Genomic DNA, 13,412 nt, shown 5'->3' on the forward strand with positions numbered 1-13,412 from the left:
CGCCCGGGCTGGGCCATTCCTCACGGAACGAGGCCATTATAATCCGGCGCGCTAATACAAGGGTGGGCAAAGGCGCAAAGCGCCGTGCCCACCGTCTTTTCAGGCATAGAAAAGAAAGACGTGGGCACGCTGCGCTTTGCCCACCCTACGATATCGCGTGCTTGGCGCACACCTGCACACCCACATCGTCATTGCAGTCCAGACTCCCTCCGTGGAAAGATTCTGGATTGCTTCGTCGCTTCGCTCCTCGCAATGACGATAGGGCCCATCCTACTTCGCCGCCTCCGCGGCCATGGCCGGGCGCACGGGATCGCCTTCGCGCAACAATGCGCCGGCGCGGGCGACGACGATGTCGCCTTCGTTGAGTCCGTCACGGACCTCGATATTGCCGCCCGACATCAACCCGATCTCGACGCGCTTGGTCTCGACGCGGTTGCGGCGGATCACCTGCACCACGGTGCCGGCGGACGAATATTGCACGGCGGTCAGCGGCACCGCGACGTTGCAGCTCTGGCCGGTCTTGATCAGCGCGCGCCCGCTCGCATTGAGCAGCAGCCTGCGCTGCGACGAGATGCCGATATAGACCATGCCCTGCTGGATGTTGGGCTCGACCGTCGGGCCGATGCGGCGCACCTTGCCGTCGATATCGCCGATGCCGGCGATGCGCACGGTGGCCGGCTGGTTGACCGCGAGCTTCCTCACGTCGTTTGTCGCCACCAGGCCGACGAGATCGTATTCGCTGCGCGCCACGATCGTGAACAGCGCCTCGCCCTTGGCCGAGGCCGGCGCGCCGATCTGCGCCGTCGACGTCGCGATCACGCCAGCCACGGGTGCCGTGACCTGGAGCGTACCGCCTTCGGGCAGCGCCAGCCGCGCCAGAACCTGGCCGGCCGTGGTGGTCTCGCCGGCTTCCGCCAGCACCTCCGTGATCTTCAGCCCCGGACGCTCGGGCCGCACCGAGGTCTCCTCGCGCGCGATGATCGAGCCGGTGGCCTCGACGATGTCGGAGAAGCACGACTTTGCCGCCTTCAGCACTGTGACCGCCGGGCCCTTGGGCGCGTCGTCGTCGGCAGCAAGCGCCGGCTGCGCCGCCAGCAGCACCAGTCCGGCTAACGCAACGAGACTCTGGGACAGGAAACGCGCAGGCGATGGACGCATCGGTCATTCCGGTTGGGCCGTGACGGCCTCATCGATAGCAGAAGCCGCAGCGGCCGGCCATGGGCGCGAGGGGCCGCAGACGCGGCAGCAGCGCAGGCTGCGCGATGCCGCCTGGTGAATTAGTCGCGGAAATGGAGCGGAGGTTCGCGGTCCCTTGCCCAGCATGTGACGTGAGTGCTTCGAGGGCTTTGAAGCGTCCACAGCGTCATGGCCGGGCCTGTCCCGGCCATCCACGGCCTTTCTTGGCAGCCGAGAGAACGTAGATGCCCGGGATAAGCCCGGGCATGACGACCTCTGGTGAATGTTCAACTGCGATGGTCTTCCAGGGGAGACCCGCTTCACGGCAGGCTAACGAACTCCACCCAGTTCGGCTTCTTGCCGGTGGCATAGGATTTCAGCTTGGCGAGCGCGCCGCTGCTCTGGTCGATCGCATAGACGCTGATGCCGTCGGACAGTTCGCCGACGGCGGCAAGGAAGCGGCCGGATGGATCGATGTTGAAGCCGCGCGGCTGCTTCTCGGTCGGCACGCTGCCGATCGTGGTCAGCTTGCCGCTGGTCGCATCGACCTTGTAGGCGATGAGGGTGTTGGTGGTGCGCTCGGAGGCGTAGAGGAAGCGGCCGTCCGGGGTGATGTGGATGTCGGCGGCCCAGGGCTTCTTGTCAGAGTCCTTACCTGTAAATCCTTCCGGCAGCGCAGTGGTCCGCTGGATCTCGTCCCACGCGCCGCTCTTGGCTTCATAGGCAAACACCGCGACGTCGGCGTTCAGCTCGTGGATGAGATAGACGAACTTGCCGTTCGGATGAAACACGAAGTGCCGCGGTCCTGATTTTTCCGGCACCTTGTGGATCGGCGGATCGCTCGGCGTCAGCTCGCCGGTGCTGGCATCGAATGCAAAGCTCAGCACCTGGTCGGAGCCGAGATTGGTTGCGAACGCGAACCGGTTGTCGGGCGAGGGCAGGAAGGCGTGCGCGTTCAGCCCGGTCGGGATCACCTGCTTCGGCTCGCCAACGACACCGTTGGCGAGCAGCGGATTCAGCGCGACCTTGTTGCCGCCGTATGACGCGCTGAACAGGAATTTGCCGCTGCGGTCGATTGCGATGTTGGCCATGCTGTCGGCGAGCGGTCCGTTGCCGATATGGCTCAGCCGGCCGGTTTTGGGATCGATCGCAAAGCTCACCGCGACGAACGGCTGCGAACGAACGCCGGCGATCAGCACGCGGTGGTCGGGCGTGATCGCGAGCGGCGTCGAGGATCCCGGCTTCCCGGCGCCCGTGAAGGCGGCGGTCTGCACCGGTGTCATCTCGCCGCTCTCGGCGATCTTGAAAACGCTGATGTCGTTGCTGTCGGCATTGCCGACATAGGCGAAGGTTTCGGCCATGCCGGCACGGTCTCCAGCGATGAGAGCAAGGAAGGTGAAAAGAGTGGTCGCGATCGCGCTGGATGCGATGCGTCGTGTCGGTCTGGGCATGGACGTCCTCCTCGAGCCGGTGCGGCATTGTCGTTTTGCCGCAGAGGATAGCGGCAGGCTCCGCCTCACACCAAAATCCAATTGGGATCGATCGATGCTGAAATCGCATCGTTGGACGTCCGAAGCGTTTTCGAGCGAAGCGGATGCCGCTTCGCGTCAAGAAAACGCGTCAAAACAGGAATCTACCGCGCCGCCGCGGTCAGGTCGCGGGAGGGCAGGTGCGGGCCGGCCTGATGTTCGGGCGGCCCAAGCACGGTCCACACCGCGACTGCCAGCAGCGCCGAGGTCAGGATGGTCCAGGCGACTAGTCGTTTGCGCATCAGCCAAATCGTCCGTCGAAAGTTCGATGCGCCGGAGCGCACGCGACCCATCGTGCACTGCAAAAGGCGGCGTTCCTATGAACTCCCTCACAGGCGAACGACGCGTAAGCCAATTGCGAACCATTGCCGGGTGAATGCATTGACCCGGCATGCCGCGTGAAAACGATCTTGAAGGTAAGCCCGACATGGGCGGCAAGCACGGTGGCCAGGCCGGCCAACCCAAGCTGCCGCCGCGCCCGCGCCCGCAGGATAAAGGCGGGGCGCAGGATGAAGATGTCGTGGCAAAGCGCCACACCGGTCAAACCGATCGCAAGGTCCGGCCGACCAACGCCAAGTAGCGCTGCGATTCGCTGGCTCATTCTCCAGGCGGTGGCCCCGGCGGAACGACCGTTCTGGAACGGCAGTCACGTCCCGCCGTTATCCCGGTCTCGCGGGCCGAGGACGGCAAAACGGAGGCTGGCACGTGTTTTGGATTTATTGGGACACCGCCTGGTCGCTCATCATCAGCGGAATCATGTTCACCACCATCGTCACGCATCCCGACGCCGAGTTCGCCGAGATCCAGGCGGCGCGGCAGCCGAAATGAACGTCCACGGCACCTGAGCCCTCCACCTCCGTAGTTCAACTGAGTCCGGCCCGCACAAGCTGCGGGCGCAGACGCGTTTGGTGAACCGAATCTTAGGAGCCGGCCGGTAGTTTTCGGCATCTTTTCACTGATCCGGCGCTCCCCCATGGCATTATTCGGCAATCCCTCGATCCGCTCGGTTCTCGGCGCCATCATCGGTGTCCTGGGCCTGTTCCTGATCGGGCAGCTCGCAACCGGACTTCTGGGTGCGGTCGCGCGCAACGGCGCCGCGCAGAAGCTCGAGCGCTTCGCCAGCACCGACCAGCAGCTGTTCGCGACCCTGCTCGGCTTCCGGCTGGAGCGCGGCACCTTCTTGTCGGCGCTGGTCGCGGAGGGGCCCGCCAACGCCAATGCCGACACCCGCATCGCCACCAACCGGCAATTGTCGGAGGCGGCCTACAAGAATGTGCTCGAGCAGCTCGACGGCGTGTCGAATTCGGGTGTTGCCGCCGCGTCAAGCAAGCTCGTCGCAATCCATGATGCGCTGATGCCGCTGCGGACCAAGGCGGAAGCCCTGATCCATCAGGCCAAAGCCGGGCGTGACGCCAAGGTCGCCGACGAGTTCCGCAAAGCCGCGCAGGACTATCTCGATGCGATCCTGGCGCTGACCGCCGAGATCGAGAACGCACTGAAGCTCAGCGACCCCGTGGTCGATCATCTCCTCGGCATCAAGCAGTCGGCCTGGGCCGCGCGCAGTTTCGGCGGCCTGGTCGCCATCCGCCTCGAAGCAGCAGCCGCCAGCGTCAAGCCCTGGAGCGCCGCCGACATCGTCGGTGCCGCCGAGGATACCGGCCGCGCCAAGCAGGCCTGGAGCCAGGTGCTGGACGCCGCCGGCCGCGCTGATGCGCCCGCCAGCCTCACCGACGTGGTCGCGCGCTCGAAGCAGGGCGAGGCCGCCGCCATGACCGAGCGCCAGCAGGGCTTCATCAAGGCGCTGAGCAACAACCAGACCATCGACATCAAGGTCGAGGATCTCTCCAAGCTCAACACCGCCATCCTCAACTCCAGCGTCGAGGCCGGCCAGGCCGCGCTGGCCGAAATGGTTGCGCGCGCCGGGCAGCAGATGGTTTCGGCGAAATGGAGCCTGGCGCTCAACGGCGTGATGATGCTCGTCGCGCTCGCCATCACCATCTTCGGATTCATCCTGGTGCATCGCCGCGTCAGCGCACCGATCCGCAAGCTGACGCAGGCGATGCGTTCGCTTGCCGAGAACGATTATGCGATCGAGCTCGCAGGCATCGAGCGCGGCGACGAGATCGGGGAAATGTCGCGCGCGGTGTCCGTGTTCAGGGAGAACATGATCACCGGCGATCGCCTTGCCCAGGAACAGGCGGCGGAGCAGGGGCGCAAGGAACGCCGCCAGCTCGCCGTCGACGGACTGATCCAGCAGTTCGAGAAGACGGTCACGGAATCGCTGCATACGCTCGCCTCGGCCTCCGGTGAGCTGAACGCCACTGCGCAATCGATGTCGTCGACTGCGGAGCAGGGCTCGTCCAAGGCGGCTTCGGTCGCGAGCCTGTCGGGCGATGCCTCGTCCAACGTGCAGACGGTTGCGGCGGCGACGGAAGAGCTCTCGGCCTCGATCAGCGAGATCAGCCGCCAGGTCGCGGAATCCTCCAGCATTGCCGGTGCGGCGGCCAGCGAAGCCGATCGCACCAATGCCGAGGTGCAGGCGCTCGCCGATGCCGCGCAGCGCATCGGCGACGTCGTCGCGCTGATCACAGGGATTGCCGAGCAGACCAATCTGCTCGCGCTCAACGCCACCATCGAGGCCGCGCGCGCCGGCGACGCCGGCCGCGGCTTCGCGGTGGTCGCTTCCGAGGTGAAGAACCTCGCCACGCAGACCGCCAAGGCGACCGAGGAGATCACCGGCCAGGTCGCGGCGATCCAGGGCGCGACGCGGCTGTCGGTGACCGCGATCCAGTCGATCGGCACCACCATCCAGCGGGTCAACGAGATTGCGGCTGCGATCGCGGCCGCCGTCGAGGAGCAGGGCGCCGCGACACGCGAGATCGCCCGCAACGTGCAGCAGGCCTCGCAAGGCACCAACGAAGTCTCGCGCCACATCTCGGGCGTGTCGGAAGCCGCCGGGCAGACCGGTGCGGCCGCCGGCGAAGTGCTGGATTCGGCCAAGATGCTGGCGCGCCTGTCGGACGATCTCAAGCGCGACGTCGACCGCTTCGTCGGTGATCTCAGGGCGGCGTGAGTCGAGTCCGTAGTTCCGTAGGGTGGGCAAAGCGCAGCGTGCCCACCATTCTCACCACGAACGCTGACTGATGGTGGGCACGGTGCGCGAAGAGCGCGCCTTTGCCCACCCTACGAAATCTTCGTCGCGGCGATTCCCGCGCGTCGTCCTATTGCAGCACCTTCGGCATCACGACGACGATATCGACCTGCTTGTCCAGGATCTGCGACGCGACAGCGGCGATGTAAGGCGAATAGCTGTCCTCGATGTCGGACGCGATCGCCTCGTCTTTGGCGAACGCATAGAGCATGGTGCCGTCGACCCTATCGAAGCGGATGCCGGCGAACAGCCGGTCGAACGTCTCGGCGCCGACGACGCCTGCCATCAGCGCCTGTATCGCCTGGTCCTGAACAAGTGTGAGCTTCATCATGCCGATGAGATATGGAACGGCTGCGCGAATGCAAGGTCGGCTCGTGACCTCACGTCATGCTGCCCGGCATGAAGCAGCGGATCAGGGCGCGACCGTTGACGTAGTAAGGCCAGACAATGGTGCGGCCGACGCGGTTCGGCTCGGTGATCACGGTGTCGTCGGGCACCTGGATCCACTCACCCTGGAGCCGCACCCGGTAATGCCCGTCGCTCGTGTCCCAATCGACATCGTCCAGCGCCGTGCCATCGGCGTCCGCGCAACAGGGCCCGCCGCCCTTGCTGTGCAGGCTCTCGAACCAGCCCTTGAGGGGAGAGTTCGCGAAGCGCCCGTCATCGCGTGCGTCCGCGGGCGCGCCGATCAGGGCTATCGCCGCAGCAACAAGAATCATTCGCAAACACAACATTGCCATGCCGCCTCGCTCGATCTGCGCATGCGCGCAACGCGCGAGACGCAAGCGTCCGCGATGCGCGTGATGCGATTGGCCTACCGCCGGCCGGCCGGGTTCCAGCCGTCTCAGCAGGGCCATAACCGCGGGCCGGGGCGTTTGATCCTATTTTCGGGGAGGCTGCGGACAGATCATTGCAGGCGGGGGAGCCGATTTCAGGCCGCCGCCGCCTGCGCCGACAGCAATAGCTTCAGTTTTGCCGCCGGCACGGCCGGGCTGAACAGCCAGCCCTGCATCTGGCTGCATCCGAGCTTCCGCAGCACCTCGCGCTGGGCTTCGGTCTCGACGCCTTCCGCCGTCGTCGCCATGTGGCGGGCGGCGGCCATGTGCACCACGGCCTGGACGATGGGGGAGGAATCTTCGGGCTCGCCGATGTCACTGATGAAGCTACGATCGATCTTGATCTTGTCGAACGGAAATCTGTGCAGATAGCTCAGCGACGAATAGCCGGTGCCGAAATCGTCGAGCGCGATGCGCACGCCGAGCTCGCGCAGCTGCTGCAGCACCGTGAGCGCCTCCTCGTCGTCGCGGATCAGGACGGTTTCGGTGATCTCGAGCTCCAGCCGTCCCGGCGCGAGGCCTGATTCCGCAAGTGCGGCGGCGACCTTCAGCGCCAGCGTCCTGGAGCGGAACTGCACCGGCGAGACGTTGACCGCGATGTGGATATCGCCGGGCCAGGAGGCCGCCTCGGTGCAGGCCTGCCTCAAGACCCATTCGCCGATCTCGCTGATCAGGCCGGTGTCTTCCGCAACCGGAATGAAGTCCACAGGCGAGACCATGCCGCGCGCGGGATGGCGCCAGCGCAGCAGCGCCTCGCAGCCGGTGACGACATTGGCCGCCAGGTCGACCAGCGGCTGGTAGTGCACCTCGAACTCGCCGCGGCCGAGCGCCAGCCTCAGGTCGATCTCGAGCTGACGGCGCAGCCGGGCCTTGGCGTCGTATTCGGGCACGAAGATGCGGAAGGTGCCGCGCCCTTCGGATTTCGCCGCATACATTGCGAGATCGGCGCGCTTGAGCAAATCGTCCAGATTGTCGCCGTGGTCGGGCGCGATTGCGATGCCGATGCTGGCATCGGTCGCGATCTCCTGGCCCTTGCAGTCCACCGGCCTGCGCAGCATCGTGAGGATCTGCTCGGCGAGCGCGGTCAGCTCGGCCTGGTCGCAGGTACCGGCCTTGACGATGGCGAATTCGTCGCCGCCGAGCCGCGCCACCAGATCGTTGCCGCTGACGCAGGCGCGCAGCCGGTTCGCGACCTGGCGCAACAGCTCGTCGCCGACCTCGTGGCCGAGCGAATCGTTGACTCCCTTGAACTCGTCGACATCGATATAGAGGATCGCGAACGGCTTGCCCTGGGTAAGCTCCGCCACGCGGCGCTCCAGGTGCCCGCGCATCAGCACGCGGTTGGGCAGATCGGTGAGCGCGTCGTAATGCGCCATATGCGCGATGCGCTCGTCGGAGCGAATGCGCTCGGTGACGTCGTCGTGCGTTGCGAGCCAGCCGCCGCCGGCCCCGGGCTGGTTCTTGATTTCAATGAGGCGGCCGTCGGCGGTCTCCACGATGTTGCTCTGGATCCGGCCGACGCCGTCGAGGACGGATTCGCAATAGGCATCGACGTCGCCTTCGAACGAGCCGGTCTCGTGCCGGTGCTGGATCACGTCGCGGAAATGGACGCCGGGTTTCACCACCGTGGTAGACAGCCGGTACATGTCCGTGTAGCGGCGATTGCAGACGATCAGCCGCTGGTCCTCGTCGAACATCAGCAGGCCCTGCGTCATGGTGTTGAGCGCGGTGTCGAGCCGCTGCTTCTCCACCGAGAGCCGTCGCGTCATCTGCCGGAAGATCAGGACCAAGGTCAGCACGAGCAGGCCGATCGACAGCACGGCCACGGTGACGAAGAATTTCGTCTGCGTGCGCCAGGTGGCGAGCGTCGCGTCCAGCGACTTGGTCGCGACAATGACCAGCGGCACGACGGTCAGCAGGCGCGCGGCGACGATGCGCTGCTTGCCGTCGATCGGGCTGGCGAGCTCCGTCGTGACGAAGGTGCGCTCGAACACCGCCATTTGCTCCGGAGAGCCGGTGCGGTAATTCTTCCCGATCATGCCGTCGACCCGCGGAATGCGCCCGAGCAACTGGCCGTTCTGATGGTGCATCGCGATCGAGGAGTCCTCGCCGAGCCCTGACGAGGCGAAGAACGATTCGAGCTGCTCGGGCGCGATCGCGCGCGTGACGATGCCGAGGAATTCGCCATGCGGTCCGGACACGCGGCGAGCGAACACGATCGCCTGACCGTCGCCGAACCGGCCCGGCACGACCTCGATCTCTTCCTGCGAGGCAGGGTCGTTCTTGAGCCGGTTGAAATAACCGCGGTCGGCGACGGAGATGTCTGCGACCGGCCAGCGCCGCGACGAATTGATCAGCACGCCGCTGTAATCGAACAGATTGGCGCCGGCGACGTCGGACCAGCCGCTCGCCTTCGCGCGCAGCACTTCATGCACGGCGAGCGTGCCCATCTCGCTGCGGAAGACATCGGCGGAATCGATGCCATGACTTTCGAGCTCGGCGATGATGCTCTTCTGGAGCACCGCGAAATCCGCGAACTCGCGGTCGAAATGGCGGGCGAGCAGCCGGACCGCGCTCTCGAGGCTGTCGCGGCCGCTCTCGATGGCGTTCTGGCGGAAGCGGTCGACGGTGAGCGCAGTGCCGATCGCGGTCGCGGCCATCAGCACGAAGCCGCCGACGATCAGCCACGTCAGCGGCGCACTTTGCCAACGCCGGAGCACCGCGCGCATCCGCGCGGTCCATCGAATTGATGCACCCATCCAACCCTCCCGTGGAATGCAAGATGCAGCAAAACTGACAAGACCGGGTTACCAGCAAAGGTTAGGGAAGTATGAATGGGAACAAAATCAGAGGGTTGGCGTGCACAACTTTGGTCCGCACGGTGGAGTTGTGCTCGCTCGCGGCCATCCTTCGAGACGCCCGCCTGCGGCGGGCCCTCAGGATGAGGTCGCGTTTTGCGGCGAGCTATCAGACCCTCATGGTGAGGAGCCCGCCAAAGCGGGCGTCTCGAACCATGCAGGCCGGGCGCGTCCCGGAAGCTCGCACCTTCCAGGTGCGAGAAGCCCATCACTGCCGCTTCACCTCCCATGTCAGCGCTTCCGCATTATGCTTGGCGAACATCGCCGGCACGTCGAACTTTCCGGTCGCGAGATCATAGCGGCATGTCCAGCCGCCCAGTCCCTTGATGGCGACGTTCTTCGGATGCTTGTCATATTCGCCGGCGAGCGAGATCACGAGATAGCGGTTGTTGGGCCATTCCGCGCCGAGCTGACGATAGGCCTCTTCCGTGCCTTCGACGAGATTGGCCGAGATGTGGAAGTCGAGCTTGGCGAACCGCTTGGTCTCCGGCCGGCCGTAGAAATAAGCCCAGGCGAGATCGCTGAGCGATCGCTTGGTCGCGTTCACGAAGGCGCCCTTCTCGACATGGTAGAGATAGAGGTCCTGCTCGCCCGAGCCGGTCTTCTGCATCCGCACCAGCCATTGCGAGTCCGGCGTGAAGCGGAACCCAGCGCCGTAGCCCTGCTCCGGCTTCAGCTCGGTCATTTGCGCGCCGTGCCGCGCCCAAACCTGCCATTTGACGTCCCAATCGCCGCCATCCTTCATGTACTGCTCGAGCTTGGTGGCGCCGTCGGGCGAGGTGAAGGCGAGACCGGAATTCTCGGAGAGGATGTAGCCCGGCGGCGGGCCGGAGGCGGCGAGCGCTGGAGAGGCCAGCGTCAGGGCAAGCGCCAGCCATGGCGCAGCGCGGCAAAATGCGTTCACGGAAAAAATTCCTTAAAAATGTGCCGCGATGCGGCCTCGGTGATTTGACGCCGATGGGGCCGCGCCGGTTCATCCGCGGCATCCGGGAACAGGGGCGCGAACAGCGCATCGGTCTTGCTGCGGCAGCCAAATCGGCGCAGTTTGCCGGGGCTGATTTGTGATCCAAGTTTTTCTACGACCGGGGCTGAAGTCTGATGATCACCGCGTCCAAGGCCTTCGTTGCATTCTGTGTGCTCGCATTGGCCGGCACCGTGCTGGTGATCGGCCCCACCGAGCTGCGCCGCCTGCTGCCCGGCGGGGCGAACACCGAGATCGCCGTCGCCGCCAGACCTGCAATCAAACCCGAGGCCAAAGCCGAGACCAAAGCGGAACTGAAGACTGAAGAGCCGAAGCTCGCTGCTGTTGCACCGCCCGCGCCGCCTGCATCCCCGGCGCCAACCGCGCTGGCCGAGACCCAGAAGCAAGTCACGGCCGCGCTCGCCGATCTCGCCCCGGTCAAGGCACCGCCGGCTGTAACCGATTCCGGCCCGCGTTTCGACGTCGCGCGCGTCGACGATCACGGCGAGGCCGCGGTGATCGCGGGACAGGCCGCGCCGGGCGCGAAGGTCGAGCTGCTGCGCGACGGCCAGCCGCTCGACACCGTGGTGGCCGATGCCTCGGGCCAGTTCGTGATGACACCGCCAAAGCTTCCCGCCGGCAGCTATGAGCTGAGCCTGCGCGCCAAGGCGCCGGACGGCACCGTCCTGCAATCGGGCCGCACCATGCCGGTGACGATCGCTGAAGCCGCGCCGCCGCCCGCGCGTGTTGCGTCGATCGCCAAACCGGAAACGAAACAGGCCGACAAGCCGGACGACAAATCGGACATCGTGGCATCCTTGCCTTCAGCCGTATCGCACCTCGCCTCGGTGCCGGACAGGGCGCGGCCCAGAATGATGGGACCAGCGAAGCCGACACGACCGACGGCTTTGGCCAGGGCGCAAGGCGAGACCGCCGGCGCGACGGTCGCATCGGCGTCGCCCACCGAAGTGTTCGGCGCTACGCCTGCGCCGGCAGAGCAGGGCGGCAGCAAGGTCATCTCCCGCGGCGACAGCCTGTGGACTCTCAGCCGGCTCGCCTATGGCGACGGCGCCCGCTACGCGGTGATCTTCAACGCCAACCGCGGCAAGATCCACAACCCCAATCTGATCTATCCCGGTCAGACCCTGGTGCTGCCGCACAAGGCGCAGTGAGGTTCGAGCACTGCGCTTTGTGCTCACGCTCATTATCTCGCAATCGCTCGTCATTCCGGGGCGCGCCTCTTGGCGCGAACCATGATGCGCAATTGCGCATCTGAGAATCCATCAGGCCACAGCGACTGTGGTGCGATGGATTCCGGGTTCCTCGCTTCGCGACGCCCCGGAATGACGACCGGGGTTTGACCCCACGCCGAGGGAACCTTTGGTTCCCTCGCGCGTCTTGTCCCTGCGAGGCAATGCGCGCGTGGCGCTGGAGGAGGGCCAGGAATTGGCCAGTTCAGTGGTCAGTTCGATGCTGATGTCGAGATCCCGCCTGGGACCGGCACTGGCCGGCGCCGTGCTCATGATGTCTCTGCTGCTGCCGAACCCGGCCGAGGCCCAGTTTGGTTTCCGCGGCGGCCCGCTGGGTGTTGCGCGCTTCGCCGTCGGCCATGTCCTCGGCCTAGCGCGCCTGCGCCATGCCCGCATGGCTGTGCGGGGCGGCCGCAGCCGCTCGGCTGCACTGCGGTCGCAAGATCCTCGTAACGATCCCCGCGACACCGAGCGCGCCCAGCTCGCCAATCCCTATGTCTTGCGTGCGGCGCTGACGGCGGGAGCGGCGCTGTCGGGCTGGCATGGCGGCCGTCGTCCGCAGGGCTGGTGGCGGCATCCCGACGGCAGCTATGGCTGGGTCGGGCCGGTGTTCTGGCCGTTCGCGGATGACGATCTCACCAATGCCATCATCTACGGTGATGCGACCAGCCTCTCGCTTTACGGCTATGGCGATATCTATGCCGCGATCTTCGCGCCGTATGCGGCGGCGGAGCTCGCCGCCTACACCGCGCCGCACGGCCGCCGCGCGCGACGAATTCCGTCGGCCGAAAATGTCTGCGAAGCCACCGACACCGGCGGCCTGCCCGTCGAGCGCATCGCCGCCGCCGTGCAGCCGAACGAAATGCAGCGCACTGCGCTGGATGAGCTCGCAAGCGCCTGGCTCGCTGCGCGCGATACCATTCGCGCCTCCTGCCCGAGAGAGGCGCCGGCAACAGCCTCGGAGCGCCTCGTCGTGATGCAGGCGCGCTTGGACGCGATGATCAAGGCCACGGACGCGCTCGCCCCGCCGCTGACGAAATTCACAGGTCTCCTCGATGACGGCCAAAAGGCGAAGCTCGATTCGCTGGCGAACGAACGTCATGCCGCGCTCGCCTCAATCCAGCGCAAGGACGCGCAGGCGGCCGCGGCCTGCCACCCGGACAAAGACCCTCGCTATGACGAGCAGGCGCAGCGCCAATACCAGCAGCTGGTGCAGCAGCAATGGCCCGCCGACGATATCGCTACCACGCTACGCCTCGACGACACCGGCCGCGCCCGTCTCGACGTGCTCCAGGACACCACGCTGCGCACCATGCAGTCGCTCAGCCCCTGCCCGTCCAAGCCCGAGCCAACCCCGCAAGCCCGCCTCACGGCAGTGAAGGCGCGGCTCGAGACGATGCTGCAAGCGGTCGCCGGCGTCGCCGACGCGCTCGACGATTTCGAGTTCGGCCTCAGCGACGAGCAGAAGGCGGGGTTTGAGGCAATTGGGCCGAAGCGGGGGGCGTGAGTTTTAGAGCACGCAGCGCTTCTTCTTCCCGCGCAATCGCCCTAAGCACAGCTGGCTCGTCCTGCCCGGGCTTGTCCCGGGCATCCACGTTCTTGGTACCGAGTGGTTAGGCGTGGGTGGCCGGACAAACCTGGCCACGACGCC

13 protein-coding genes are annotated in these 13,412 nt (G+C 66.0%); 6 read left to right on the forward strand and 7 right to left on the reverse strand.

Going from position 1 to position 13,412, the window contains the following annotated elements; all coding sequences use genetic code 11:
* Positions 1 to 270 precede the first annotated feature (270 nt).
* From AC0L2O_RS33195 to AC0L2O_RS33205, 3 genes are all read right to left on the reverse strand, one after another.
* A complete protein-coding gene (locus AC0L2O_RS33195) occupies positions 271 to 1,158 on the reverse strand; it encodes an efflux RND transporter periplasmic adaptor subunit (protein ID WP_409191121.1) in 888 nt (295 codons plus the stop codon).
* A 338-nt stretch (positions 1,159 to 1,496) separates the two neighbouring features.
* Positions 1,497 to 2,627, reverse strand: coding sequence for a lactonase family protein (locus AC0L2O_RS33200; protein ID WP_473372711.1), 1,131 nt, complete (start codon positions 2,625 to 2,627; stop codon positions 1,497 to 1,499).
* 182 nt (positions 2,628 to 2,809) lie between these two features.
* Positions 2,810 to 2,947 carry a hypothetical protein gene (locus tag AC0L2O_RS33205; RefSeq protein ID WP_369719895.1) on the reverse strand — a complete coding sequence of 46 codons (138 nt, stop codon included), beginning with the start codon at positions 2,945 to 2,947 and terminating at the stop codon, positions 2,810 to 2,812.
* A 149-nt stretch (positions 2,948 to 3,096) separates the two neighbouring features.
* On the opposite strand from AC0L2O_RS33205, the gene AC0L2O_RS33210 reads away from it, so the two are divergent.
* From AC0L2O_RS33210 to AC0L2O_RS33220, 3 genes are all read left to right on the forward strand, one after another.
* Positions 3,097 to 3,285: a hypothetical protein gene (locus AC0L2O_RS33210; RefSeq protein WP_473372712.1), complete on the forward strand. Its 189-nt coding sequence runs from the start codon at positions 3,097 to 3,099 to the stop codon at positions 3,283 to 3,285.
* A 125-nt stretch (positions 3,286 to 3,410) separates the two neighbouring features.
* Positions 3,411 to 3,533 (forward strand): hypothetical protein, encoded by a 123-nt coding sequence (locus AC0L2O_RS33215; protein WP_369719893.1) that lies wholly within the window; start codon positions 3,411 to 3,413, stop codon positions 3,531 to 3,533.
* 145 nt (positions 3,534 to 3,678) lie between these two features.
* Positions 3,679 to 5,778, forward strand: a complete 2,100-nt coding sequence (locus AC0L2O_RS33220; protein WP_473372713.1) for a methyl-accepting chemotaxis protein — start codon at positions 3,679 to 3,681, stop codon at positions 5,776 to 5,778.
* A 148-nt stretch (positions 5,779 to 5,926) separates the two neighbouring features.
* Here the strand turns inward: AC0L2O_RS33220 and AC0L2O_RS33225 are convergent, their stop codons facing one another.
* From AC0L2O_RS33225 to AC0L2O_RS33240, 4 genes are all read right to left on the reverse strand, one after another.
* The gene (locus AC0L2O_RS33225; RefSeq protein WP_369719891.1) at positions 5,927 to 6,187 is read right to left on the reverse strand and encodes a hypothetical protein; all 261 of its coding nucleotides are present in this window, start codon (positions 6,185 to 6,187) and stop codon (positions 5,927 to 5,929) included.
* A gap of 49 nt (positions 6,188 to 6,236) precedes the next feature.
* The gene (locus AC0L2O_RS33230) at positions 6,237 to 6,596 is read right to left on the reverse strand and encodes a hypothetical protein (protein ID WP_473372714.1); all 360 of its coding nucleotides are present in this window, start codon (positions 6,594 to 6,596) and stop codon (positions 6,237 to 6,239) included.
* 191 nt (positions 6,597 to 6,787) lie between these two features.
* On the reverse strand, positions 6,788 to 9,451 hold the full coding sequence (locus tag AC0L2O_RS33235) for a bifunctional diguanylate cyclase/phosphodiesterase (RefSeq protein ID WP_473372715.1): 2,664 nt from the start codon (positions 9,449 to 9,451) through the stop codon (positions 6,788 to 6,790).
* 307 nt (positions 9,452 to 9,758) lie between these two features.
* Complete coding sequence (locus tag AC0L2O_RS33240; RefSeq protein WP_473372716.1) at positions 9,759 to 10,454, reverse strand: TolB-like translocation protein; 696 nt, start codon at positions 10,452 to 10,454, stop codon at positions 9,759 to 9,761.
* Here AC0L2O_RS33240 and AC0L2O_RS33245 point away from each other — a divergent pair.
* From AC0L2O_RS33245 to AC0L2O_RS33255, 3 genes are all read left to right on the forward strand, one after another.
* Positions 10,427 to 10,615, forward strand: a complete 189-nt coding sequence (locus AC0L2O_RS33245; protein WP_409191114.1) for a hypothetical protein — start codon at positions 10,427 to 10,429, stop codon at positions 10,613 to 10,615. The genes AC0L2O_RS33240 and AC0L2O_RS33245 overlap by 28 nt on opposite strands.
* Positions 10,616 to 10,648: 33 nt before the next feature.
* The gene (locus AC0L2O_RS33250) at positions 10,649 to 11,683 is read left to right on the forward strand and encodes a LysM peptidoglycan-binding domain-containing protein (RefSeq protein WP_473372717.1); all 1,035 of its coding nucleotides are present in this window, start codon (positions 10,649 to 10,651) and stop codon (positions 11,681 to 11,683) included.
* A 304-nt stretch (positions 11,684 to 11,987) separates the two neighbouring features.
* Entirely contained in the window at positions 11,988 to 13,268 is a 1,281-nt protein-coding gene (locus tag AC0L2O_RS33255) for a Spy/CpxP family protein refolding chaperone (RefSeq protein ID WP_473372718.1), read from the forward strand.
* Positions 13,269 to 13,412: the final 144 nt, after the last annotated feature.

The sequence above is a fragment of the Bradyrhizobium sp. Kon10 genome, from assembly GCF_055807395.1.